The organism is Paraburkholderia denitrificans, assembly GCF_042655705.1.
GTDB classification, from domain to species: Bacteria; Pseudomonadota; Gammaproteobacteria; order Burkholderiales; family Burkholderiaceae; genus Paraburkholderia; species Paraburkholderia denitrificans.
The window spans coordinates 117550-140064 of record NZ_JBHSMP010000011.1 but is presented as its reverse complement, the minus strand read 5'-3'; the positions used below and the strand labels follow the sequence as shown (position 1 = coordinate 140064).

19 protein-coding genes and 1 pseudogene are annotated in these 22515 nt (G+C 62.6%); 7 read left to right on the top strand and 13 right to left on the bottom strand.

Annotation, left to right across the window (positions count from 1 at the left end; genetic code table 11):
- Positions 1 to 23: 23 nt before the first annotated feature.
- Complete coding sequence (locus ACFPTO_RS08815; protein ID WP_377710885.1) at positions 24 to 2147, bottom strand: 3-hydroxyacyl-CoA dehydrogenase NAD-binding domain-containing protein; 2124 nt, start codon at positions 2145 to 2147, stop codon at positions 24 to 26.
- A gap of 156 nt (positions 2148 to 2303) precedes the next feature.
- Here ACFPTO_RS08815 and ACFPTO_RS08810 point away from each other — a divergent pair, with 156 nt between their 5' ends.
- A complete protein-coding gene (locus ACFPTO_RS08810) occupies positions 2304 to 3212 on the top strand; it encodes a LysR family transcriptional regulator (RefSeq protein WP_377710884.1) in 909 nt (302 codons plus the stop codon).
- A gap of 225 nt (positions 3213 to 3437) precedes the next feature.
- Positions 3438 to 3806 carry a hypothetical protein gene (locus tag ACFPTO_RS08805; RefSeq protein ID WP_377710883.1) on the top strand — a complete coding sequence of 123 codons (369 nt, stop codon included), beginning with the start codon at positions 3438 to 3440 and terminating at the stop codon, positions 3804 to 3806.
- Between the two features lie 1085 nt (positions 3807 to 4891).
- Here the strand turns inward: ACFPTO_RS08805 and ACFPTO_RS08800 are convergent.
- From ACFPTO_RS08800 to ACFPTO_RS08755, 10 genes and pseudogenes are all read right to left on the bottom strand, one after another.
- Complete coding sequence (locus ACFPTO_RS08800; RefSeq protein ID WP_377710882.1) at positions 4892 to 5278, bottom strand: Na+/H+ antiporter subunit G; 387 nt, start codon at positions 5276 to 5278, stop codon at positions 4892 to 4894.
- Positions 5279 to 5301: 23 nt separating this feature from the next.
- The gene (locus ACFPTO_RS08795) at positions 5302 to 5577 is read right to left on the bottom strand and encodes a K+/H+ antiporter subunit F (RefSeq protein WP_377710881.1); all 276 of its coding nucleotides are present in this window, start codon (positions 5575 to 5577) and stop codon (positions 5302 to 5304) included.
- The gene (locus tag ACFPTO_RS08790; protein ID WP_377710880.1) at positions 5571 to 6065 is read right to left on the bottom strand and encodes a Na+/H+ antiporter subunit E; all 495 of its coding nucleotides are present in this window, start codon (positions 6063 to 6065) and stop codon (positions 5571 to 5573) included. The genes ACFPTO_RS08795 and ACFPTO_RS08790 overlap by 7 nt, the downstream gene beginning before the upstream one ends.
- A 2-nt stretch (positions 6066 to 6067) precedes the next feature.
- Positions 6068 to 7753 (bottom strand): monovalent cation/H+ antiporter subunit D, encoded by a 1686-nt coding sequence (locus ACFPTO_RS08785; RefSeq protein ID WP_377710878.1) that lies wholly within the window; start codon positions 7751 to 7753, stop codon positions 6068 to 6070.
- A complete protein-coding gene (locus tag ACFPTO_RS08780) occupies positions 7750 to 8091 on the bottom strand; it encodes a Na+/H+ antiporter subunit C (RefSeq protein WP_377710876.1) in 342 nt (113 codons plus the stop codon). The genes ACFPTO_RS08785 and ACFPTO_RS08780 overlap by 4 nt, the downstream gene beginning before the upstream one ends.
- Positions 8091 to 10892: a monovalent cation/H+ antiporter subunit A gene (locus ACFPTO_RS08775; protein ID WP_377710875.1), complete on the bottom strand. Its 2802-nt coding sequence runs from the start codon at positions 10890 to 10892 to the stop codon at positions 8091 to 8093. The genes ACFPTO_RS08780 and ACFPTO_RS08775 overlap by 1 nt, the downstream gene beginning before the upstream one ends.
- Positions 10893 to 11057: 165 nt before the next feature.
- A pseudogene (locus ACFPTO_RS08770) lies at positions 11058 to 11279 on the bottom strand (ABC transporter permease); the annotation flags it as partial.
- A 233-nt stretch (positions 11280 to 11512) separates the two neighbouring features.
- Positions 11513 to 12001, bottom strand: a complete 489-nt coding sequence (locus ACFPTO_RS08765) for a carboxypeptidase-like regulatory domain-containing protein (protein WP_377710873.1) — start codon at positions 11999 to 12001, stop codon at positions 11513 to 11515.
- A 237-nt stretch (positions 12002 to 12238) separates the two neighbouring features.
- Positions 12239 to 13471: an MFS transporter gene (locus ACFPTO_RS08760; RefSeq protein WP_377710871.1), complete on the bottom strand. Its 1233-nt coding sequence runs from the start codon at positions 13469 to 13471 to the stop codon at positions 12239 to 12241.
- 2 nt (positions 13472 to 13473) lie between these two features.
- A complete protein-coding gene (locus ACFPTO_RS08755; RefSeq protein ID WP_377710870.1) occupies positions 13474 to 14457 on the bottom strand; it encodes an aldo/keto reductase in 984 nt (327 codons plus the stop codon).
- Positions 14458 to 14522: 65 nt separating this feature from the next.
- Here ACFPTO_RS08755 and ACFPTO_RS08750 point away from each other — a divergent pair, with 65 nt between their 5' ends.
- The 5 genes from ACFPTO_RS08750 to ACFPTO_RS08730 all read left to right on the top strand — a co-directional run bounded on the left by ACFPTO_RS08750 (position 14523) and on the right by ACFPTO_RS08730 (position 19140).
- Positions 14523 to 15455: a LysR family transcriptional regulator gene (locus ACFPTO_RS08750; RefSeq protein WP_377710869.1), complete on the top strand. Its 933-nt coding sequence runs from the start codon at positions 14523 to 14525 to the stop codon at positions 15453 to 15455.
- A 720-nt stretch (positions 15456 to 16175) separates the two neighbouring features.
- Entirely contained in the window at positions 16176 to 16943 is a 768-nt protein-coding gene (locus ACFPTO_RS08745; protein WP_377710867.1) for an AfsA-related hotdog domain-containing protein, read from the top strand.
- Positions 16940 to 17620: an HAD family hydrolase gene (locus ACFPTO_RS08740; protein WP_377710865.1), complete on the top strand. Its 681-nt coding sequence runs from the start codon at positions 16940 to 16942 to the stop codon at positions 17618 to 17620. Before ACFPTO_RS08745 ends, ACFPTO_RS08740 begins: the two co-directional genes overlap by 4 nt.
- Positions 17621 to 17644: 24 nt before the next feature.
- The gene (locus tag ACFPTO_RS08735) at positions 17645 to 18265 is read left to right on the top strand and encodes a hypothetical protein (RefSeq protein WP_377710863.1); all 621 of its coding nucleotides are present in this window, start codon (positions 17645 to 17647) and stop codon (positions 18263 to 18265) included.
- Positions 18262 to 19140 (top strand): hypothetical protein, encoded by an 879-nt coding sequence (locus tag ACFPTO_RS08730; RefSeq protein WP_377710862.1) that lies wholly within the window; start codon positions 18262 to 18264, stop codon positions 19138 to 19140. The genes ACFPTO_RS08735 and ACFPTO_RS08730 overlap by 4 nt, the downstream gene beginning before the upstream one ends.
- Before the next feature lie 115 nt (positions 19141 to 19255).
- Here ACFPTO_RS08730 and ACFPTO_RS08725 read toward each other — a convergent pair whose 3' ends face one another.
- Positions 19256 to 20959 (bottom strand): lactate permease LctP family transporter, encoded by a 1704-nt coding sequence (locus tag ACFPTO_RS08725; RefSeq protein ID WP_377710861.1) that lies wholly within the window; start codon positions 20957 to 20959, stop codon positions 19256 to 19258.
- A gap of 105 nt (positions 20960 to 21064) precedes the next feature.
- Positions 21065 to 22495: a LutB/LldF family L-lactate oxidation iron-sulfur protein gene (locus ACFPTO_RS08720; protein ID WP_377711018.1), complete on the bottom strand. Its 1431-nt coding sequence runs from the start codon at positions 22493 to 22495 to the stop codon at positions 21065 to 21067.
- Positions 22496 to 22515 lie beyond the last annotated feature (20 nt).

Genomic DNA, 22515 nt, shown 5'->3' with positions numbered 1-22515 from the left:
GTCCGGGCGGCGAGACGACACGCTCACGCCGATTGATTCAGGCTCGCGAAAGTCGCGCCGCGTTCCACCAGTTCGACGAGCAGCGGCGACGGGCGCCAGAACAGCGGATCGGCTTTCGCGAACTCGCGAATGTCGGCGAGGATCGTTGCGAGGCCAACCGTATCCGCGTATTTCATCGGGCCGCCGCGAAAGCGCGGAAAGCCGTAGCCGTAGAGGAACGTGACATCGACGTCGAGCGGGCGCAGCGCGATCTTGTCGTGCACGACGTTCGCGCCTTCGTTGATCATCGCGGCCATGTAGCGCCGCATGATGTCTTCATCGGTGAAGCGGCGCGGCGCGATGCCGGCGCGTGCGCGCTCGGCGTCGATGATGGCTTCGACTTCGGGATCGGGCGTGCCGGTGCGCGCGCCTTGCGGGTAGAGATAGTAGCCGCGGCCCGTCTTCTGGCCGAACCAGCCGCGCTCGCACAGGCGATCTGCGATCTGCACGTAGCGTGCTTTCGGATCGCGCGTCGCGGCGCGGCGCTTGCGCGTGGCCCAGCCGATGTCGCCGCCCGCGAGATCGGCCACCTGGTACGGACCCATCGCGAAGCCGAAATCGCGCACGGCCTTGTCGATCTGATACGGCGACGCGCCGTCTTCCATCAGGTGATCGGCGGCTGCGCGATACACCGCGAGGACGCGATTGCCGATGAAGCCGTCGCACACGCCCGCGCGCACCGGCACCTTGCGCAGCTTCTTCGCGAGTTCGAAAGCGGTGGCGACGACGTCCGCCGCGACCTGCTTCGGCACCACGATTTCGAGCAGCTTCATGATGTTCGCGGGTGAGAAGAAGTGCAGCCCCACGACATCCTGCGGCCGCGAGATGCTCGCTGCGATGGCGTCGATGTCGAGATACGACGTGTTGGTCGCCAGCACGGCGCCCGGCTTGCAGACGCGGTCGAGTTCGGCGAACACGGCCTGTTTGACGGCCATCTCTTCGAACACGGCTTCGATCACGAGATCAACGTGCGCGAGCGCATCGTACGAGGTGCTGCCGGTGAAGCGCGCGAGGACCTTGGCCTTCGCCTCGGGCGTCATGCGGCCCTTCGCGATCAGGCCGTCGTAGACCTTCTCGACGTGTGCGCGACCGCGCGCGAGCGAGGCGTCGTCGCGCTCGATCATCGTCACGGGCAGGCCCGCGTCGAGCGCGGCGACGGCGATGCCCGCGCCCATCGTGCCGCCGCCGACCACGCCGAGCGTGTTGATGGCGCGCGGCGAGGCGTTGCGTGTTTCGGGCGCCTTCTGCACTTCGCGCTCGGCGAAGAACGCGTGGACGAGGCCCGCGCGCTGCGGGCTGTCGAGGCATTCGAGGAACTGCTTGCGCTCGAAGCGCAGGCCGTCTTCGAACGATTCGCGCAATGCGGCTTCGACACAATCGACGATCTTCAGCGGCGAAAAGAGGCCGCGCGATTTCTTCGCCGTGTCCGTGCGCGCCGCGTCGATGGCAGCTTGTGCGGCTTCGCGGTTCGCGAGCCCTTGCGCGTCGCGCGTACGGCGAACCGGTGCATGCGCGGCGAGCAGTTCCTGCGCGTAGGCGAGGCCTTCGGCGAGGATGTCGTCGCTGGCGCCCACGCGGTCCACGAGGCCGAGCTTGAGCGCTTCCTGCGCGCTCGCATGACGGCCGCTCAGCATCAGCGAGAGCGCGGCTTCCGCGCCGATCAGGCGCGGCGTGCGCTGCGTGCCGCCTGCGCCGGGCAGCAGGCCGAGCTGCACTTCGGGCAGGCCGAACTTCGCGCCTTCCACGGCGAGACGGTAGTGCGCGGCGAGCGCGACTTCGAGCCCGCCGCCGAGCGCCGCGCCGTGAAGCGCGGCCACGACCGGCTTGCGGCACGCCTCGATGCGGTTGCAGACGTCGGGCAGCGCGGGCGGCTGCGGCGGCAGGCCGAACTCGCGGATATCGGCGCCCGCGATGAAGTTGCGCCCCGCGCCGACGATCAGCACGGCTTCCACGGCGTCGTTCGATTCGGCGTGCTCGATCGCGGCGGCGAGGCCGCGCCGGACGTCGATGCCCAATGCGTTGACGGGCGGATTGTCGACCGTCACAAGCAGGACTTTGCCGTGTAACTCATGCAGAACGGGAGACGGAGGGACGCTGTCGGATGCCATGTTGGGTATCTCCAGTGGCGGGTCGGGCGGCGTGGCGCAAGCGCGCCCGATGATTGAATGTCTTGAATGTCGGCCGATTTTGGACTGGTCAGGCTTTATTGACAATCGTATTTCTTGTTGACAGACTGTCAAATTACCCTTGACAGTGAGCTGACCGTGGACGTCAATGCGTTGACCCTGCTGGTGGAGATTCTCGATGCGGGCAATCTGAGCGAGGCGGCGCGGCGGCTGAAGATGAGCCGCGCGAACGTCAGCTACCACCTTAACCACCTCGAAAAGTCGATCGGGCTGCAACTCGTGCGGCGCACCACGCGCCGCGTCGAGCCGACCGAAATCGGCCTGAAGCTCTACGAGCATGGTCGCGCGATCCAGAACGCGCTGGTCGCCGCGCGGGAGTCGGTCACGACGCTCGGGCAGACGCTGCAAGGCCGCGTGCGGCTCTCGGTGCCGAGCGGCTATGGCCAGCTCGTCATGTCCGACTGGCTCATCCAGTTCAAGCGGCTTTACCCCGGTATCGTGCTCGACGTGATGTTCGAAAATCGCGTGGAGGATCTGCTGCGCGATGAAGTCGATATTGCGGTGCGCGTGATGTCGGAGCCGCCGCAGAATCTCGTCGCCCGCGACATGGGGCCGGTGCGGTATGTTGCGTGTGCATCGAAAGCGTGGGCCGGCGCGCACGACATGCCGCAGCGGCTCGAAGAGCTGCGCGCCGCGCCCGTTGTTACGGCCGCTGTGGTGGGCAGGCAATTACGCCTGGCGGGCTATCTCGGCGACGCGCGCCACGAAGTCCTGCTGGAGCCGTCGATTATTTCGGAGAATTTTCTGTTTCTGCGCCAGGCGATTCTGGCTGGGCTCGGTGTGGGTATCGTGCCCGATTATGTGGTGCACGACGATATTCGCGGCGGCGAGGTGGTCACGTCACTCGACGCGTGGCGGCTCAGCATCTTCGGCACGCACATGTACCTGCTTTATATGCCGAACCGCCACCACACGCGCGCGGCGGCTACGTTTATCGAATTCGTTCTTGACGAAGCGGGGAAGGCCGGGCGCGGGGCTTCGGCGTGAGGGGAGGTGGGTATTCGGGTTCTGGGGTTGATTTCCGCTTGTGCGGTGCAGCAGTATCTGTGTCGAGCGATTGTTGATCTTGATGGTACAGAGCGGCCAGCATGCGACAGTCGCTGGAGACCTCGCTCGGTCGTTCGGGCGTCGGCGACTGCCCGGAAAGGGACATTCGACTTTCCCCTGTGAATCATCGACAATTTCCGTGACCAGTACAGCCAACCCCTAGAAATGGGTCAAATCAAATCCATCGGAATCCGCAGTTTCCTTCGACTTTATGTGATTCCAGCGCTATTTCTTCCGGCCGTATTGGGCATCGGCGTTGGGGTATATCTGTACATAACGAATCACTACAAGAACGAATTTTCTGACCGTACCTTATATTCAGCGACCGTCAACATTGAGCGCGTCGAGTTTCGGCCAGCGAAAGGACGAGGAGTTTTGATGTCCCCGGACGTCATCTTCCATGTGAAAGGCCAAGTAGTGGAGTACGACAATGTGCAATTCCATGCTGCACCGGGTGATCCGATAAAAATCCATTACATGGTCGGCGCGAGCGGGAAGGTTTACATACAGGATATCAATCCAGCCGAACAATGAACGCATGTCCAACGAAGTAGAACAATGAGCGGGCACGCAAATGCCCGCTTTCACCAAACCCGAAGGGCGGCTTCGGATAGGAAGCTAGGCGACGCCGGGAGACCGCAACGGGCCGCCTTATGCTTATCGCATGACGGAAATCGTCGGGTAGAAGTCGGCCAAGAGGGGACAACGGCATTGACACGCCGAACGGCCGAATTTGGTGCCGGAATGCACATTCGTCTTTGCTAACATGTGACACAACAGTCAACGCTGGCTGTTTTGCGATTTCTGCGGCACCGAGTCCCAAAATCCAATCATGTGCAGGGGGAAGAGATGGCACACGAACTAATAGTGCCGTGCTGGACGCGAGGACGCATATGGCCGACCCTCGCCTATTTCACAGCAGTTTCGGCAAGCAGCTTGAGGCTGTATCGAGGCGCCCATGCAGCCGGTCCATGGATAGTGGCACTCTATTCGGTCTTGATAGCTGTGCCCGTTTGCCGACTGCTGTTCACAAAGAGATTCGTATTCTCGGAGCAGCCAAAGTCTATTCGGTGTGAGTCGCGCTTCGCCGGAATGGTACTAAAAAGCAATGCGATGGACCCAAATGCATTTAAATGGGTTCGTTCGCGCATGGGATCTTTCGAACCCAGGGATGCCATCATTGAACTTGGGATGGAGCATTCCTACGACGCCGTAACAGTGCAGACCATCAAATATGCGATGAGCGAGACGCCGGAGGTGATAGAAACACGCTCAGAGATCGCAGGCATCCTCGCAATCGTTGATCGCGGACACGAGCACTTGCCACCTCAGCGGATCATTTCCTAGCAATTTAACCCGGCGGCAGCGCTAAATATGCGCGCCGATCAGCCGGTCTACCATCGCCACAAGTGTCCGATCATGGATCGGTAGCAGCCACCCGAGGCGCGAGCCCAGATGGCCGTAACGGGTCGGCATGGGCCAGATGCCCCATGTATATCCAAGGTGCTCGCTTTTCGCACTGCAGCATACAAAACCAACATCAACCGCCGAATCCGAATACGCGGGAAAACGCGGCGGCTTCGCGGTGAGCCGCCCGTGGTGGCGCGCTCCTGGTGCGCTCAGGGCTCGCGCGTGTCGCCTTTGTCGCCTGCCGATCGGCCCCCGCCGGAACCACCCGTCTCAGGCGGACGCCCGCGCGTAGCGGGCGAAAGCGGCACGCGCTGCTGGATGCCCGCCTTCGCGAGCATATGCGCACTGATGGGCGCAGTGAGAAAGAGAAAGGCTGGAATGAGCAGCTCATGCAGGCTAGCGAAATCATTGTGCGTGCTGAAGTAGAGCACCGACGCGAGCACGACGCCGCCCACGCCGAGCGTCGTCGACTTGGTCGGGCCGTGCAGGCGCATGAAAAAATCCGGCAGGCGCACGAGCCCGATCGCGCCGACCAGCGTGAACATACTGCCGAGCAACAGCAGCGCGCAGACAAGTGCTTCGATAACGGTTTGCATCCGTTGGCCTCGCGTGAATATCGTCAGTTCAGTTCGATAATGTCGCCGCGCTGCAGGTACTTCGTGAGCGCGACCGTGCCGATGAAACCCATGACCGCGATCAGCAGCGCGACTTCGAAGAAGACGGTCGAGCGCAGGCTGATGCCGTACACAACGATCAGCGCAATCGCGTTGACGTTGAGCGTGTCGAGCGCAACGATGCGGTCGGGCAGCGACGGGCCGCGCACGAGGCGCACGAGCGTGAGCAGGAACGCGACGCCGAGGATCGCGAGCGACACCGGAATGGCGATGGCTAACATTTGAAAATCTCCAGCAGCGGGGCTTCATAGCGGGACTTGATCTGGGCGATGAGCGCGGCTTCGTCGTCGAGGTCGAGCACGTGCACGATGAGGCACGTGCGGTCGTCGGAGAGTTCCGCGCACAGCGTGCCGGGGCTCAGCGAAACAATCGCGATGAGCGACGTGAGTGCGATTTCGTGCGTGCTGTCGAGCGGTACTTCGATGAACGCGGGCCGCATGCGCTTCGTCGGCCCAAGCACGAGCAGCGCGACTTCGACGTTCGCGACGACGATGTCGATGAGCACGTGCAGCCAGAGCCGTACGAGGAGCCACGGGCGGCCGAAGTAAACCGGCTGCAGCCACAGGCCTTCGCCGATCGCGAAAGAAATCACCCAGCCGAGCACGGCGCCGAGCACTAGGTTGCCTGGCGACATGTCGTTCATCAGCAGCAGCCAGCACAGCAGCAGCAGCGTCGTGAGCCAGGGATGAGGGAAGAGCCGTTTCAGCATGGTCAGCTCCCCTTGCCAGGCGCGGGCAGGATCGCGCGGACGTAGGCGTCGCGGTCGAGCAGTTGCACGGCGGTCGCGTCGAGATAGCGCTTGAGCGGCCCCGCGCCGAGCGTCGCGGCCACCGCGCAGGCGAGCAGCAGCGCACAGGCGGCGAGCTTCGCGCGTGCGCCGTGCGGGGCTGCGGGTGGCGCGGCGATAGCGGTCTGCGAAGCCGGGATCGCCCAGAGCAGGCGCGTGCCGGTGCGGCTGAGCGCAACGATCAGCAAGAGGCTCGACAGCAGCACGGCGGGCCACAGCACGACGGCCTGCGCGATGGGCGTGGCCGCGAGCACCATGGCCTTGCCGAGGAAGCCCGAGAGCGGCGGCAAGCCCGCCGCGCCCACCGCGCCCGCAAGAAAGAGCAGCGCCGCGCTTTTCCACGGCCACGGCGCGGTGGCGTGTTTCGGGCGAATGACAGGGCGCATGACAGGTTTCATGACAGGGCGAATGACTTCAACGACGGTGCGCTCGGCCACTGCCACGGCCACGGCCGGCTCGCTGTCCGCATCGGGCGAGATGGCCGGAGCCGTGGTGTCGTCGAGCGCCGCGTGCGAGGCCGGTTCGAGGTCGGCGGCGCGCTCGGGCGCTTCCGGTTCGAGCGTGTCGGCGAGCAGGAACAGCGCCGCCGAGCACAGCGTCGTGCTGATCAGGTAGTAGAGCAGCGCGGCCCACGCAGCCGCGCTTTGTAGCGTGGCCGTCGCGATCAGCAGGCCCACGGAGGTCAGCACGAGATAGCCCGTCGTCGTCTTCAGACTCGACACCGCGAGTGCGCCGAGCGCGCCGAAAACGAGGGTCGCGATGGCGAGCCACCACGCCCAGTTGTGCATGAAGCCTTCGAGCAGGCCGCCCGCCGCGCCGAACACGAGCGCATCGCAACGCAGCATCGCGTAGACGCCTACCTTCGTCATGATCGCGAAGAGCGCGGCGACCGGACCGATCGCGCTGCGGTACGCCTGTGGCAGCCAGAACGAGAGCGGAAAGACCGCGGCCTTCAGCCCGAACACGAGCATCAGCATCGCGCCCGCGAATTGCGCGAGCGGCAGCGAGGCGGGGTCGAGATGCGCGAGACGCTCGCCCATGTCGGCCATGTTCAGCGTGCCGCACAGTCCGTACAGCACGCCCACGGCGATCAGGAAGAACGACGAGCCCACCAGGTTGAGCAGCAGGTAATGCAGGCCGCTGCGCACACGGTCGCGTCCACCGCCATGCAGGAGCAGCGCATACGAGGCGATCAGCAGGAGTTCGAAGTATACGAACAGATTGAACAGATCGCCCGCGAGAAATGCGCCGTTCACGCCCATCAGTTCGAACTGGAACAGTGCGCGGAAGTAGCGGCCGCGCCGCGCGTCGGCGCTCGATGTGCCGAGCAGGCAGCAGCAGGCGAGCACGGCGAGGAGCAGCAGCATGAGCGCGCTGAGGCGGTCGAGCTGCAGCACGATGCCGACTGGCGCGGGCCATGCGCCGAGCGCATACGTGAAGATTTCGCCCGACGACGCGCGCACGGCGAGCCACACGGCCACGGGCAGCAGCGCGAGCGTCGCGGCGACGTTGATCATGCGCTGCACGCGCCGCGCGCGCAGCGGCAGCGCGACGATGGTGCCCGCTGCGACGAGCGGAATTGCGATGGGAAGGAGCAGGCCGTGGTTCATTCGCCGCGCGTCTCCTTGCCGTCGACGTGATCGCTGCCGTTGAGCGCGAGCGAGCGCAGCGCGAGCACCACGGTGAAGGCGGTCATGGCGAAGCCGATCACGATGGCGGTCAGCACGAGCGCCTGCGGCACGGGGTCGGCGTAGTGCCCGAGGTGCCCGAGCGCGGAAATCACGGGCGGCTGGCCGGTCGAAAGCCTGCCCATGCCGAGCAGGAACAGGTTGATGGCATACGAGAACAGCGTGATGCCGAGGATCACGGGGAACACGCGCGCGCACATCAACAGATACAGGCCACACGCGCAAAGGACGCCGAGTGTCACGGCATAAGCGGCTTCCATCAACTTTTCTCCACGGATTGCAGATCTTTGTCGCGCACGCCGAGGTGCGAGACGATCGTGAGCGTCGTGCCGATCACCGCGCAAAACACGCCGAGGTCGAACAGCATCGCCGTACTCAATTCGATTTCGCCCACGAGCGGCAGGTGAAAATGCCCGAATGCGCTCGTGAGGAACGGCCGTCCGAACGCGATGCTACCGAGGCCGGTGCCCGCGGCCACGAGAATGCCGAGCCCGGCCAGCGCGCGGTAGTTGATGCGCATGCGCGACTCGGCCCACAGCACGCCGCTCGCCATGTACTGCAGCAGCAGCGCGACGGAAGCGATGATCGATGCGATGAAGCCGCCGCCCGGCAGGTTATGGCCGCGCAGGAAGATGAAGATCGCGACGAGCGTCGTGAGCGGCAGCATGAGCCGCGCGAGGATCGCCAGCAGCAGCGGGTGCGACTGCGACGACCACGGCAGGCCGCCCGGCCCCGTGGCGGGTGCGGCCAGGCGCAGGCCGCGCAGGAGCGCCTTCACGGCGAGCCCGGCGACCACGAGCACGCTGATCTCGACCATCGTGTCGAAGCCGCGGAAATCCACGAGAATCACGTTCACGACGTTGTGGCCGCCGCTGGCGGGCAGGGCGTTCGCGAGAAAGAACGGCGCGATGCCTTCGCCCGGTGCGCGGGTCATCACCGCGTACGCGACGCCGCCGATCATCGTCCCGCCCGCAATCGCCAGCACGCCGTTGCGCACGCGCGCGCTCACGGTTTCGATGGCGCGCTGCTTCACGGGCAGGAAGTAGATGGCGAGCACGAGCAGCATGACCGTCACGATTTCGACGGACATTTGCGTGAGCGCGAGATCGGGCGCGGAAAAACGCGCGAAGGCGAGCGTCACGAGCAGGCCGCAGGTGCCGAGCAGGATGAGGGCGTAAAGCGTGTTCGCGCGCACCCGGACCACGGCCACGGCGAGCAGCGCGGCGAGCGCGAGGCCGGTCAGCGTGACCGGATCGACGGGCAGGCCCGCGCGCGGGCCGGTGATGTGCGTGAGGGCGAGGAGCGCCGAGCCGGGCACGACGATCATCGCGCCGACCATCCACGCGAGATACGACGGGAGCGAGCCGTTTTCGAACACGCGCACGATGCGCGCGGCGACCTGTTCGAGGCGCTGCACGAAGCGGTCGAAGCCTTCGCTCGCGTTCATTTCGGAGAGCAGCGAGCGATGGTGGCGGAACGCGTCGCGACGGAAGAAGAACAGCATCGCGCCCGCGGCGAACGATACGGCGCTCATCGCGAGCGGCAGATTCAGTCCATGCCAGATGCTCAGGCTATAGACGGGCACGCTGCCGTTCAGGGTGATCCACGCCGCCGATTCGAGCATGCGTCCGATGGTCTGCTGCGGCACGAGGCCGACGAGCAGGCACAGCACCACGAGGATTTCGACCGGCAGCCGCATGAAGCGCGGCGGCTCGTGAGGCGGGAAGTGCGGCAGATCGCGCGGCGTCGCGCCGTCCCAGAACACGCCGTACACGAAGCGCAGCGAGTACGCGACGGACAGCCCCGCCGCGATGACGGCGAGCGCCGGAATCACCCAGTTGAAGTCGCCGAGCAGTCCTTGTGCGAGCGTTTCGCCGAAGAACATCTCCTTCGAAAGAAAGCCGTTGAGCAGCGGCACGCCCGCCATGGCGAGCGACGCGACGCCCGCGAGCGCGGCCGTGTAGGGCATGTAGCGGCGCAGCCCGCGCAGCGTGCCGAGGTCGCGCGTGCCGGTTTCGTGATCGATGATGCCCGCTGCCATGAAGAGCGACGCCTTGAATACCGCGTGGTTGAAGGTATGGAACAGGGCGGCGACGGTGGAAAGATCCGTGTCGAGGCCAAACAGCAGCACGATGAGGCCGAGATGGCTGATCGTCGAATAGGCGAGCAGGCCCTTCAGATCGCGTTGCACGAGCGCCATCGCCGCGCCGCCGGTCAGCGTCACGAGGCCCGCGATGCTCACCGTGTAGACCCACCAGTCCGTGCCCTCCAGCACCGGATAGAGCCGCGCGAGCAGAAACACCCCGGCCTTCACCATCGTCGCCGAGTGCAGATAGGCGGAGACGGGCGTGGGCGCGGACATCGCGTGCGGCAGCCAGAAGTGGAACGGGAACTGGGCGGATTTGGTGAACGCGGCGAACAGGAACAGCAGCAGGATCGCCGGATAAAGCGGATCGCGCTGGACCTTGCCGCTTTGCGCGAGGATCTGCGCGAGATCGTAGCTGCCGCACACATGCCCGAGCAGCAGCACGGCGCCCAGCAGCCCGAGGCCGCCCGCGGCGGTGATCGTGAGCGCCATGCGTGCGCCGCGCCGCGCGTCGGGGCGCGACGGCCAGAAGCCGATCAGCAGGAATGAGACGAGGCTCGTCAGCTCCCAGAAGATCACCATCAATAGCAAGTTGTCCGAAAGCACGAGGCCAAGCATCGCGCCCATGAACAGCAAGAGGAGCAGATAGAGGCGCGGCAGCGACTCGCTGCCGGCAAGGTAATAGTTCGCGTAGACGAAGATCAGGAGACCGATCGCAAGCACGAGCAGCGCGAACATGAACGAGAGCCCGTCGAGCCGCAGCGCGAACGCAAGGCCCAGTTCGGGCAGCCACTCGCGGCGCCACAGCAGCACGCCGTGGGTGGCCATGCCGACGCGTTCGCTCGCGAGCAGGCCGAGGCCGAAGAGCGCCGCCGCGAATGCGATCCACGTCGCGAGCGGCCGCATGAACCGTGCAGCCAGCGCGACGAACGCCGCGGCAAGAAACGGTAAGACAACTAACCACCCTAATGCCATTCGGACGTCTCCGGAAATCTCCTGCACGATGAGCGGGACGCCGGGCATGCCATGCGTCGCAGACCACGATCATAGCCGCAAATGGGGTCGTAGCTCGCCAAGGTGAGCGCGCGTGCCGCGAAACAGGTCGTCGCGGCCCGTCGCGGGCCGTCGTGGAAAGCGCGATCAGGCCATCTGGCTGAGCGTCTTGCGAAACCGCATGAGCGAAAACGCGAACAGCACGCTGCCGATAACGGCGAGCCACAGGAACGGCTGCCAGACCACGCCGATGCCCGCGCCGCGAAAGAGGATGGCCTGGCCGAGTTCGACGAAGTGCGTGGTGGGCGCGGCGAGCATGATGTTCTGGACGAACTGGGGCATGCTCTCGCGCGGCGTGTTGCCGCCCGCTTCGGGCGCGGCGCCGTCTGCCGGTGCAGGCGGTGCACGGTGCGGCCGGACCTTGCGCTGTGCCTTTGTGCGCCCTTGCGATGAGAGTTCTGGCATGGCGAAAGCGCTAGTTGTGCGCGGCCCAGTTTGCGAACAAGCCGTAAACAATTCGCGAACAATGCTAGCTCAACGCCAAAACGCGTGACGGCCAGATGCGCAGCGGTGCGCGCCGCGCATCTGGCGTGTGGCAGGCCTTACATCGACCAGATAAATGCTTCGTGGATATGCGCCGCCGCACCGATCTCGACGGTGCGCCGTTCGGTCTTGCCGTCGTGGCTGGCGGTCACGACATAGCGGCCATGAGGGATCGAGACGAGCAAGAACGGGCCGCGCGTCGTCGTGGTCACGAGCGTATTGCCATGCGTGTCGGCGATTGTCACGGGTACGTTGGCGAGGTATTCGTTGCCGTTCGAAGCGGTGTGGCGCGCGAATTCGAGCGAGAGCGGGTAGCGCGGCATGGCGTCCTTGAACGCTGCCGACTGGTCGCTGCCGATGCCGCCGGACAGATACGCGACATCGCCCGCGTGCTGCACGGGCGGCAGTACCGAGGCTGCATCCGTTGCCGGTGCCGTGTGCGCAGCGCCGCTGTTCGCGGCCCAGGCCGCAGGCATACCGGCTACGACAGCGACCACGGCAGCGAGCGCGAACGCCGCGCCGATCCGCGGGGTCGAGCGTGCTTTCATATTCACCTCCATTGACTGGTCCGTCGAATCCCGGCGCTCGAATGACGCATAAGCGACGCGCGACATGCGCGGCCGGGCGCGAGCGGCCCCTGCCGCCGCCATGTGCGGGCGAGGCGGGCCGGACGAATCGAGCGTAGGGCGGGTGACTTAAAAGTCACTTAAAACGGGCACCGATTGCGCGTAAAGAAAGGGTTCTTCGCGGATGACCGGGCGCCAAACAGGGACAAGCTCATAAGCTCATGCTTGTCTTTCCAGGGTGGATTCAGCCTCGCGTACACTGCTGGCGGTTCCTGGAGTGGAGCCCCCGGCGCTCGTGACCTGCAGGCGCGGGACGACTGCGAGACTGATCAACGACAGTGCAGCGGCGCCGGTACACAGTAGTCCGATACCCCAGCCATCAAGTATCCCCGCACCAACGAGTGCGCCAGTGCCGATTGCTCCGTTGAAAATTGCAACGTAGATGGCCGATGCGGGCAATGCAGCATTTCCGGCGACGCGAATGACCGCCGTCTGGATACTCACGAAGACCATGGCGATGCCCATGCCCCACGCGAAAACCAGTATCGTGGCAACCGCAGTGCCGCCCGCGATTCCGGAGCCGATGACAATGAGGCACAGAGACATCGATAGCAGGGCCATTCCGAGCAGGTATTTTGGATGGCGGTCGATCAGCGCTCCGCACAAGAAGTTCCCAACAATGCCGGCAGCACCGAAGGCAAACAGGCAAATTGCGATACTTGAGGCAGATACGTGCAACCGGGAAGAAAGCAGCATTTCGACGAAAGTGAAGGCTGCGAAATGCGCCACGATTGCCATAGCGGCGATCGCGTAGAGCCGCCGCAATTGAGTCTTACTTAGAACCGCCTTAAAAACGGAGCGATTCAAAGGCTCGCTTCCAGATATCCGCGGCAACAGAACAGCCAATGCAAGGGCCGTGATCAACGAGAGAATGGCGAGGCACGTGAAGCCGACGCGCCACCCTCCATGGTTGCTGATCAGGTTGACAAGCGGGACTCCGATGACGCTTGCGGCCGACACACCGCCAAAAATGATGGCTGTGGCGCGACCGACCTGGCGTGTCGAAACGAGTTGGGCGCCCAGCGTACCCACCATGGTCCAGAACGCACCATGCGCAAGTGCGCCAAACAGGCGAGCCATCAACAACATGTTAAATGTGCTACTCGCTGCGGCGACTGCATTGGAAAGCGCCAGTATCAGCATCAGGCCCACCATCAATGGCCTCCGCTGTAATCCACTAACGGCCAGAACGGCGACCAACGCCGCCACTGCGCCAATCCAGGCGTACGCGGTTACGACCAATCCCGTTCGTCCGGGAGTTTGCGAAAAATTGTCCGCAATCCCGGAGAGCATTCCGATGGGGGCTAACTCGGTGGTGACCACGATGAAGGCGCCAACAGCCAGTGCAGCCACGGCCATCCAGTCGCGCATTGTGGAGTTGTGCTGTGCCATAGTCACGCGTTGACTCCTTTCATGCCTGCTTCGGTGTAGCGATCACCGACAGCCCGGAAGTTCCTGAGTGCAATCGAGAGATCAGCCAGCTCGGCTTCCGTAAGGGCGAGCGTTGCGGCGCCGACGTTGTCCTCCAGATGCAAAACCCGCTTGGTGCCCGGAATTGGCACGATGTCTTCGCCCTGCGCTAGCAGCCAGGCGAGCGCGATCTGGGCGGGCGTGCACGACTTGCTATGAGCGAGGGATGCAACAGCCTGGGCAAGCGGTTGGTTGGCTTGCAGGTTTTCCGCCGTGAAGCGAGGCAGCGCGCCTCGCACATCGCCTTCGGCAAACACCGTGTCGCGGTGGAACTCGCCGGTCAGAAAACCACGTCCCAACGGCGAATACGGCACAAAACCAATTCCCAACTCACGGCACGCTGGCAGAACCTCGGATTCGACGTCACGCGTCCAGAGCGAATACTCGGTCTGCACTGCGGTGACGGGATGAACAGAATGGGCGCGCCGAAGCGTGAGGGCACTGACTTCCGACAAGCCGACATGCGCGATCTTGCCTTCGGCGACGAGGTCAGCCAGTGCTTGCATCGTCGCCTCGATGGACGAGTTCGGGTCGATGCGATGGACGTAATAAAGGTCGATGCACTCGACGCGCAAACGCCGGAGCGACGCCTCGCAGGCCTGCCGGATGTAGTCGGGGCTGTTATCGATCCGACGCTGATATTCACCGGGACGGCGCACGATGCCAAATTTGGTGGCAACGCGTACGTCTGTCTTTTTCTCGGCCAGGAAGCGACCCAACAGTTCTTCGTTGTGGTGATTTCCATAGGTATCCGCAGTATCGAAAAACGTAATGCCGAGATCGACTGCACGGTGGAGCACGGTCATCGCCTCGACGTCGTCGCGCGGACCATAGAACTCGCTCATTCCCATGCACCCGAGACCTATCGCCGAAACGGTCAGGTCCTTTCCAAGTGTGCGATTTTGCATATCTCAATCTCCTTCCTTGTGCAGTGAGATGGGCGCCAGTATGCTGCTCAAGAATGGAGGGCGATATGCACAAGAATGCAGGACTGCTTTCCGAATCTGGAAAGCAGTCTGGAAATGAGTTGCTTTGGGATGACACCAGAGTGTTCCTGGCCATCGCTCGCGTCGGCACGCTCAGTGGGGCAGCGAAAATGCTGGGACTGGGCCTCGCGACCGCATCTCGCCGTCTGGAGCGGCTTGAAGCGGCGCTAGGTGTTGCACTGTTTACGCGCAATCAGGGCGGCCACAGCCTGACTGACGACGGTGCGGCTCTCGTTTCGCGGGCCGAGGCTCTTGAACTGGCGGGACACGCCTTTGGAGCGGCCGGGCAGGGCCGTACGGAACAGGTGGCAGGCCATGTCAGGCTGGCCACTGCGCAGGGACTGGCCGATCATCTCATCATCCCGGCGTTACCTGAGCTTCTGGGGTCCAATCCCGCTCTGACCGTAGAAGTCGTCACGGGAGTAACCACGGTCAACTTGCATCGAAGAGACGCGGATCTTGCGATCCGCATGGTCAGGCCAGAACGGGGAAACGTGAGCATCCGCCGTCTCGGCGTGCTTGGATTTGGCTTATACGCGTCGCTTGGCTACTTAAGTCGACACCCGGCGTCAGAGCGGACGACCTCGCTGGAAGCCGACGACTTCATTGGCTGGTCGGAGGGACAACAGCATCTACCCGCCGCGCAATGGCTGGAACGCACTTTGCGCGGGAGGCCATGCCGCCTGATTGCCACCACACTCTCCGCGCAACTCGCCGCTGCGCGTGCCGGACTGGGCATGGCGGTACTGCCACATTTCCTCGCGCGAATTCACGGACTGGCGCGCATACGTGATGACATCGGTTGCGATCAACCTATTTGGCTCGCTGTCCACGCCGACCTGGCGCATTCTCGACGTGTGCGCATCGTGGCCGACTTTCTAGGCGATCTCGTATTACGTCGGGCAACGCAGTTGCGATAGATAAGAGATCAGTGAAAGTTATGCCGAATTTTTCAATCGCTGCACGGTGGATTCCGGCATAAATACGCTAACGGTATTAATACCTGGAATTTAAAAGCTTCCCGACTGCGAACCAGAATTTCTGTGGGCACTAGCCCGATTACTTGCGACGGCATAAAGCGTTACGCCGCCCCAGAGCATGACGATTTGGCGGGATACCATATCTGATTAATGTGAAGGAAAAGTCAATAAGAATAATATTTTCGAGAATTTATGGGTGTATTTTTTGCATCGAGATTGGAATTATTTAACATGATTATCAGTTAAATTAAAAAAGCGAAATCGCAAACATGCAGCCATTAAATTATAGAATTCGTACAACTGATCGTGCCGGACAAACAACTCCCTTGGTCGATTCTGAGGGGAGTCGTTTCCTACAATGGAACTGGGCATTGACCCAGGCGCTGCTTCGGCTGGCTGCGCCGCTCTGCATACTAAAAAGTCGACAAGATGACGGCTGGATGACTGAATGTAAGGGCACGTCCGCATTTATTCGTTAGTTAAGCCGGTTTGCGGAGCGTCCTTTACACCTCATGGCCTTTCTGTATGATGCGGACCTGTCCCATTCATGCCGTACGGGATTGTTCGAAGAGCTAACCAAAATCAAGAATCATTGCCCGCGGCCGGCAAGGCGAGGACTCGCCTTGAAGTATTGGCTCGAGCAGAACCTGAGAGGTGGTAATGAATAATGAGGTGATTGTCCTTGTTGGCGACAAGTTTGAAAATTTTGCTACGTTACAACAAGGTGTCAAGACGTATTCCATGCTTCAGCTAGTGGTTCAGTCGGACCAAATCCCCGAACACGGCATCGTGGTTGGGCAAGGGGTTGACCTGCAACGTCTCAGAGAAACCATTAGACTGTCGGGCCGGGAAGGGTTTCGAGTTGAACCAGAAGGTGTTGCGGATTGCCACCACGACGAAGCCCATCGCCAATTGGCTCATAAGCAGTACGGACATAATGTACTGGTTACATCTCCAGAGAGAATCGACGAGATCTCGTTTGGTGCAAAGCTTCAGATCCATGACGATTGCGCTGAACTCGCTGATCATGTCACAGGGCAGCATATCCAGGGGATGGTATTTGTTGAAGCCGCTCGGCAGTTGATGCTTTGCGTAACCGAAAAGTACGTTCTCGACGAACCTGCTCGATTGTCCTCGTATTTCGTGCTCAATGAGATGCGTACTACCTTTCTCGCATTCGCGTTTCCGATCGAAACGGGGTGTATCTTCACGCTGACCGATTACAAGCGTAAAACAAATGGTCCGATCAAAGCATCTTGTGTGAGCGAGTTTTCGCAAGCGGGGCAGGTCGTTGCTCGCGTCGAAATTGACTTTGCCGCATATCCGAAGTCCCAGCTTTTGCACAAAGAGCACGAACTGGCGACGGCTGCGTTGGCTCGCTACCGCAACATGCAGGTGGCGGAGCGCAGCGCCGCGGAAGCGGCATGACCGCATCCTTGAGCCCGCCAGTGCTCGCGTTCTTCGATGTCGACGAGACGCTTATCGACCAGAAGAGCATGTTTACATTCATGCGCTTCTTTCTCCGCGAGCGTTATGGGGCGGTGGGTGGGCTTATGTTCGCCTGGCGTATGAGGTTCATTCGGCGGATGTCCATGTGCGGCTGGAGCCGAGAAGTAGTCAATCGTCGCTACTACGGCATGTACGAGGGTGTCCGATGGGATGCTCTCGCAGCGGCGGGCAGAAGATGGTTCGCGGCACAGGAGGCGCTGCCGGGCTTTTATATCCAGTCGACAAGATCGGAATTGGCGGCACTCAAGAAACGTGGCTATCAGATCGTACTTGTTTCCGGCTCTTTCCATCCTTGCCTCACACCGCTCGCTGAGCGTGTGGGTGCGGATTACGTTCTGTGTACCGAGCTAGAAGTGGTTCGTGGGCGCATAACTGGACGGCTCCTGGAGCAAACCATTGGCGACGGTAAAGCCAAAGTAGTGGAAAGGCTGATGGCCATGCTCGGGAGCAACCGCAGCCAATGCATAGCATTTGGCGACCATATAAGCGATCTCCAAATGCTTGAGGCAGTGGGATCAGCCGTCGTTGTCGGAAGCAGGTGCGCGGAGCTTGTCGAATTGGCCAGGCAACGTAATTGGACCATCAACACCATTTAACGTCACAACCTTAGAGGAAAATAAATGTCGGCAAGTCTGATATTAAGCAGCGAAATTATCGTTCACAAAGAGGCAGCCAGTGACGCGTGGGATCTCTGGAAAAACTGTGGAATCGGTGGTTTTCATCGAGAGGTATATCGCGGCGAATCTGACCCGCAGCGTTTTCTCGAACTGATAGCCTTGCCCGCCGTTGAGGCTGTTTTTTTCGTGCTCGAGGGGCGGCAGGACTTTGCCCGCAACATGCGAAATAACATGGCGTCGGACTGGCATCAGCAGGTGCTTGCCCTCGTTAATGAAGTAAAACCAGGCGAGGCGCCGCTGCCGCAGGCGGAAAAGCTGCAGCTGCGTTATATCGAAGTGCCGCTGAGTGTGCAGGACGAATACCTTGCCTGGCGCAAGTCGACAATTTTCGACGTAGTGCGAAATGCGACTCGGGTGTCCTCATTTGCTGCCTACCACACACTGCTCAGCATGCAGCCCGGGGTCATGTTTCTGTCCGCATTCGAAGGGGACACCGTGAGTTATTCGAAGGACATCTTCGAGACCGAACGATATCAGGAAATCGTCAAGCAGGCTGGCAGTCGTTTTATTGCCGGCGGTGAAAATGGCCTGTACACGCGAGTATTCGTGCGGGAGGAATCGTGAACCAGCGCGCACACTTTGATCAGGCCAGTGCAGGTGTTGTGACAAGCGTAACTGAACCGCTTGCTGTCACTACCCAGGGACCTCTCTATCCGCCCAGTGAAATCTGCGATGCGGAGGGGAATTTCGTCGTCGTGGGGGCCATCCCTCGCAAGAAATCGGACGGCAAAGTGACCACTGAATGGGGGGCAGCAATTGTAAGCTCCGAGTCACCCGTTCCGCCATTTGGTGAAATCGCTCCATACACGATCCTTCGCATGCTGTCGCTCGATAGTCTCGGTGCTGACGCGGGCTGCATTCTTCACACGTTGCCGTTACCTTTGCCATGCACTAACTACCAGATGATCTTCGCACCGGAGCAATGCCCCGATGCTCACAACTTTGTCGCGCCGAGCAGACCATTGCACGATGCGGTGCCGGACTTTCGCGTTGAAGATGGGAGACAGAATCCGCATCCCATCACGCCGGGTCAGTGGGTCAAAGCTGGCGGACAGGTTACAGTCGACGTAGATACCGACGGTATTCATGCAACGTTCTGTATCGAGATGGACGGTCTTGTTCCGCTGAGCTTATATACCGTCATGTCGTTGCGAGAATTTGATCTACGTAAATCCGCTCCGACGCGCCCCGGTCCACTGGGGATACCCAATTGTTTTGTCACAGATGAGAAGGGGCACGCACGATACGTGGCACGCATGCGCAATCCATTTCCGGCACCGGGAACGGGTAATCGCATCGTGAACATCGTCGTTCTGTTCATGAGCACCCAGGCGTCATATGGAGGCGCAATTGGTCTTCACGGCCTGGGTGCGGATATCCACGCTCAGTTGAAGATTCCTCACCTGGCATTTTCGGAACTCATTACACGCGAGGAATAGCACGCAACCTGAAAAAGGCCGCCGCCCGCAGTGAGCGGGCGGCGGCCTTATGCATGACAGACCGGATGGGCCGAAAGCGCGACTGCGCCCCCGCCGCTTTTTCTGTTACGCAGTATTACTGCGGAATCATGCCGGTCAGCACATACGCCTGAAGCGTCGTGACGATGCCGACGATCGTGGCGAAGAACAGGCTATGGCGCAGGGTGAAGCGGAACAGCGACGATTCCTTGCCGACGAGGCCGGTTGCCGCGCAGGCGACGGCGATCGACTGCGGCGAGATCATCTTGCCGCTCACGCCGCCCGAGGTGTTCGCCGCGACGAGCAGCGTGTTCGACACGCCGATCTGGTGCGCGGTGGTGTTCTGCAGCGAGCAGAACAGCGCGTTCGACGACGTGTCCGAACCGGTGAGGAACACGCCCATCCAGCCGAGGAACGGCGAGAAGAACGGGAACGCAGCGCCGGTGCCGGCGAGTGCGAGGGCGAGCGTCGACGACATGCCCGAGTAGTTCGCGATGAACGCGAACGACAGCACGAGACCGATCGAGAGCACGGGGCGGCGCAGTTCGCCGAGCGTTTCGACGAACGCGGCGATGGCGGCGCCCGGCTTCATGCGCAGCACGATCGTGGAGATGATCGCGGTCAGCAGGATCGCGGTGCCCACGGCGGAGAGCCAGTCGAAGTTGAACACGGCAGCATAGGCCGTTGGCTTTGCAACGATCGGCGCGGTGCGCATGACGAGCTTGTCGAGGCCGGGGACGTGGATGCTCAGCACGGTGCCGGCGAGTGCGCCCTTCGCGGCGAACAGCGCCTTGAACGGCTTCAGGCTCCAGACGGTGACGACGGCCGTCAGCAGCAGGAACGGCGACCATGCGCGCAGGGTCTGCGCGCCGCTGTACGGCGAAGCCTTGCGGCTCGACGCATTTGCAGCGCCATTGCCGCCGCCGAAGCCGCCGAGCGCAGCTGCGCCGCCGCTGACGTTCACGCCCGAAGCCTGCGCCGCGCGCTTCGGCTGCCACACCTTGAGGAACGATGCGAGCGCAACGAGGCTCACGAGTGCCGAGGTGATGTCCGGCAGCTCGGGTCCGATGTGATTCGACGTGAAGTACTGCGTCACGGCGAAGCTGCCGCCTGCGACGAGTGCCGCGGGCCACGTTTCCTTGAGGCCGCGCTTGCCGTCCATGATGAACACGAGCCAGAACGGCACGAACATCGAGAGCAGCGGCAGCTGGCGGCCCGCCATCGCGCCGATGAGGAACGGGTCGATGCCCGTCACCTGGCCCGCGACGATGATGGGAATGCCCATCGCGCCGAACGCCACCGGAGCGGTGTTCGCGATGAGGCACAGGCCGGCTGCGTAGAGCGGCTCGAAGCCGAGGCCGACGAGCAGCGCCGAGGTGATCGCGACCGGCGCGCCGAAGCCCGCTGCGCCTTCGAGGAACGCGCCGAACGAGAAGCCGATCAGCAGCATCTGCAGACGCTGGTCGTCGGTGATCGAGAGCACCGATGCACGGATGATCTCGAACTGCCCGGTCTTCACGACGATCTTGTAGAGGAACACCGCGGTGATGATGATCCACGCGATCGGCCACAGGCCGTACGCGAAGCCGAAGCCCGCCGCGGCGAGCGCCTGTCGCACGGGCATGCCGTACGCGAAGATGGCGACGCACAGTGCGAGCACGAGCGTGATCGCGGCGGCGACGTGGCCCTTCAGGCGCAGTACTGCAAGCGCGAGGAAGAAGAACAGGATCGGGATGGCGGCCACGAGCGTGGACAGCCACAGACTGCCGAGCGGGATGTAGGTCTGGTACCAGGGTTGCACTTCGGTCTCCTCCGAGGATGCGGGTCGAAATTCTCTGCCTTCTCTGCCGACACGTTGGCCGCGCGAGCCGGATCGCCCGCGCGCCACGTGGTCTCTTTTTTGCCGTTATTCCGGCTGTTTTCGATCGTGCAGCATGTCGTGCAGGCTGCGCGGTGCGGGGGTGAGCGGTGTGCGGTGCTGCGTCCAGCCCATTTGCTGCGTCGGGGTGAATGCGCGCAGTCGCGTCGCGGCCCAGCGCAGCGCGCGGTAGGCGCGCGGATGCGCGAACGCGCCGCTCCAGAAGCGCCAGACGAACTGCTCGCGCTTGTTGTGTTTCGCGCCCTGGCCGCGCAGCGGATGCGCGACGACTTCGTCGGGCGCGCGATTCGCTTCGGTGCGCAGGCGCACGAGCAAGTCGGGAATCGGAATGCGCACCGGGCAGACTTCGCCGCACGCGCCGCACAGGCTCGACGCGCTCGGCAGATCGGCGGTGGCCTCGAGGCCGAGCAGGTGCGGCGAGATGATCTTGCCGATCGGCCCCGGATAGGTGGTGCCGTACGCGTGCCCGCCGATGCGCGTGTAGACCGGGCAGTGATTCATGCAGGCGCCGCAGCGAATGCACTGCAGCGTCGCGCGCAGTTGCTCGTCGGCGTAGGCCTGGCTGCGGCCGTTGTCGAGCAGCACCAGGTGCACTTCGCGCGGACCGTCTTTCTCGCCTTCGCGGCGCGGGCTGCTGATCAGGTTGAAGTACGTCGTGATCGGCTGGCCCGTTGCCGAGCGCGTGAGCAGGCTCGACAGCGGCACGATGTGCTCCAGCTTCGCGACGACCTTCTCCATGCCCATGATCGCGATGTGCACGTCGGGCACCGTGGTCGAGAGACGGCCATTGCCCTCGTTCTCGACGAGCCAGAGCGTGCCCGTATCGGCGGCGGCGAAGTTCACGCCGGACATGCCGATGTCCGCATAGGCGAAGGCGCGGCGCAGCGCGCGGCGACCCGTCTGGATCAGTTCGTCCACGTCCTCGGTGTAGGCCGTGTTGGGGATGTGCTCCTCGAACAGATGCCCGATGTCGCCCTTCGTCTTGTGGATCGCGGGCATGACGATATGCGACGGCTTCTCGCCCGCGAGCTGGACGATGTACTCGCCCATGTCCGACTCGATGCACGTGATGCCGCGTTCGCCGAGGTAGTGATTGAGCTCGATCTCTTCGCTCGCCATCGACTTGCCCTTGATGACGCGCGTGGCAGCGTGCTTTTGCGCAATGCTGTGGACGATGCTGTTCGCTTCGTCGGCGGTCTCGGCCCAATGCACCTGGATGCCGTTCTTGCGCAGGTTCGTTTCGAGTTGTTCGAGCAGCTCGGGCAGGCGCTTGAGCGCGTGCTGGCGCACCGCTTCGCCGATGTCGCGCAGCGCTTCGAGTTCGTTGGAGTCGGGGAACTGCGCGGCGCGCTTGCCCTGCAGGAAGTCCATCGCGCCGCGAAAGCTCTTGCGCAGCTGCGGATCGTCGAGCGCCGCGCGGGCGCGCTCGCGAAATTCAGCCGTGGGGACGAAATGCAGCGTCTTCTGCTCGTCCGTGC

What these genes read in the sequence shown, in the direction of transcription:
- ACFPTO_RS08760 (WP_377710871.1), bottom strand. Translation starts at nt 13,471, where the DNA reads ATGGCACAGCACAACTCCACAATGCGCGACTGGATGGCCGTGGCTGCA.
- ACFPTO_RS08780 (WP_377710876.1), bottom strand. Translation starts at nt 8,091, where the DNA reads ATGGAAGCCGCTTATGCCGTGACACTCGGCGTCCTTTGCGCGTGTGGC.
- ACFPTO_RS08785 (WP_377710878.1), bottom strand. Translation starts at nt 7,753, where the DNA reads ATGAACCACGGCCTGCTCCTTCCCATCGCAATTCCGCTCGTCGCAGCG.
- ACFPTO_RS08805 (WP_377710883.1), top strand. Translation starts at nt 3,438, where the DNA reads ATGGGTCAAATCAAATCCATCGGAATCCGCAGTTTCCTTCGACTTTAT.
- ACFPTO_RS08755 (WP_377710870.1), bottom strand. Translation starts at nt 14,457, where the DNA reads ATGCAAAATCGCACACTTGGAAAGGACCTGACCGTTTCGGCGATAGGT.
- ACFPTO_RS08745 (WP_377710867.1), top strand. Translation starts at nt 16,176, where the DNA reads ATGAATAATGAGGTGATTGTCCTTGTTGGCGACAAGTTTGAAAATTTT.
- ACFPTO_RS08750 (WP_377710869.1), top strand. Translation starts at nt 14,523, where the DNA reads ATGCACAAGAATGCAGGACTGCTTTCCGAATCTGGAAAGCAGTCTGGA.
- ACFPTO_RS08795 (WP_377710881.1), bottom strand. Translation starts at nt 5,577, where the DNA reads ATGTTAGCCATCGCCATTCCGGTGTCGCTCGCGATCCTCGGCGTCGCG.
- ACFPTO_RS08790 (WP_377710880.1), bottom strand. Translation starts at nt 6,065, where the DNA reads ATGCTGAAACGGCTCTTCCCTCATCCCTGGCTCACGACGCTGCTGCTG.
- ACFPTO_RS08775 (WP_377710875.1), bottom strand. Translation starts at nt 10,892, where the DNA reads ATGGCATTAGGGTGGTTAGTTGTCTTACCGTTTCTTGCCGCGGCGTTC.
- ACFPTO_RS08800 (WP_377710882.1), bottom strand. Translation starts at nt 5,278, where the DNA reads ATGCAAACCGTTATCGAAGCACTTGTCTGCGCGCTGCTGTTGCTCGGC.
- ACFPTO_RS08765 (WP_377710873.1), bottom strand. Translation starts at nt 12,001, where the DNA reads ATGAAAGCACGCTCGACCCCGCGGATCGGCGCGGCGTTCGCGCTCGCT.
- ACFPTO_RS08740 (WP_377710865.1), top strand. Translation starts at nt 16,940, where the DNA reads ATGACCGCATCCTTGAGCCCGCCAGTGCTCGCGTTCTTCGATGTCGAC.
- ACFPTO_RS08815 (WP_377710885.1), bottom strand. Translation starts at nt 2,147, where the DNA reads ATGGCATCCGACAGCGTCCCTCCGTCTCCCGTTCTGCATGAGTTACAC.
- ACFPTO_RS08735 (WP_377710863.1), top strand. Translation starts at nt 17,645, where the DNA reads ATGTCGGCAAGTCTGATATTAAGCAGCGAAATTATCGTTCACAAAGAG.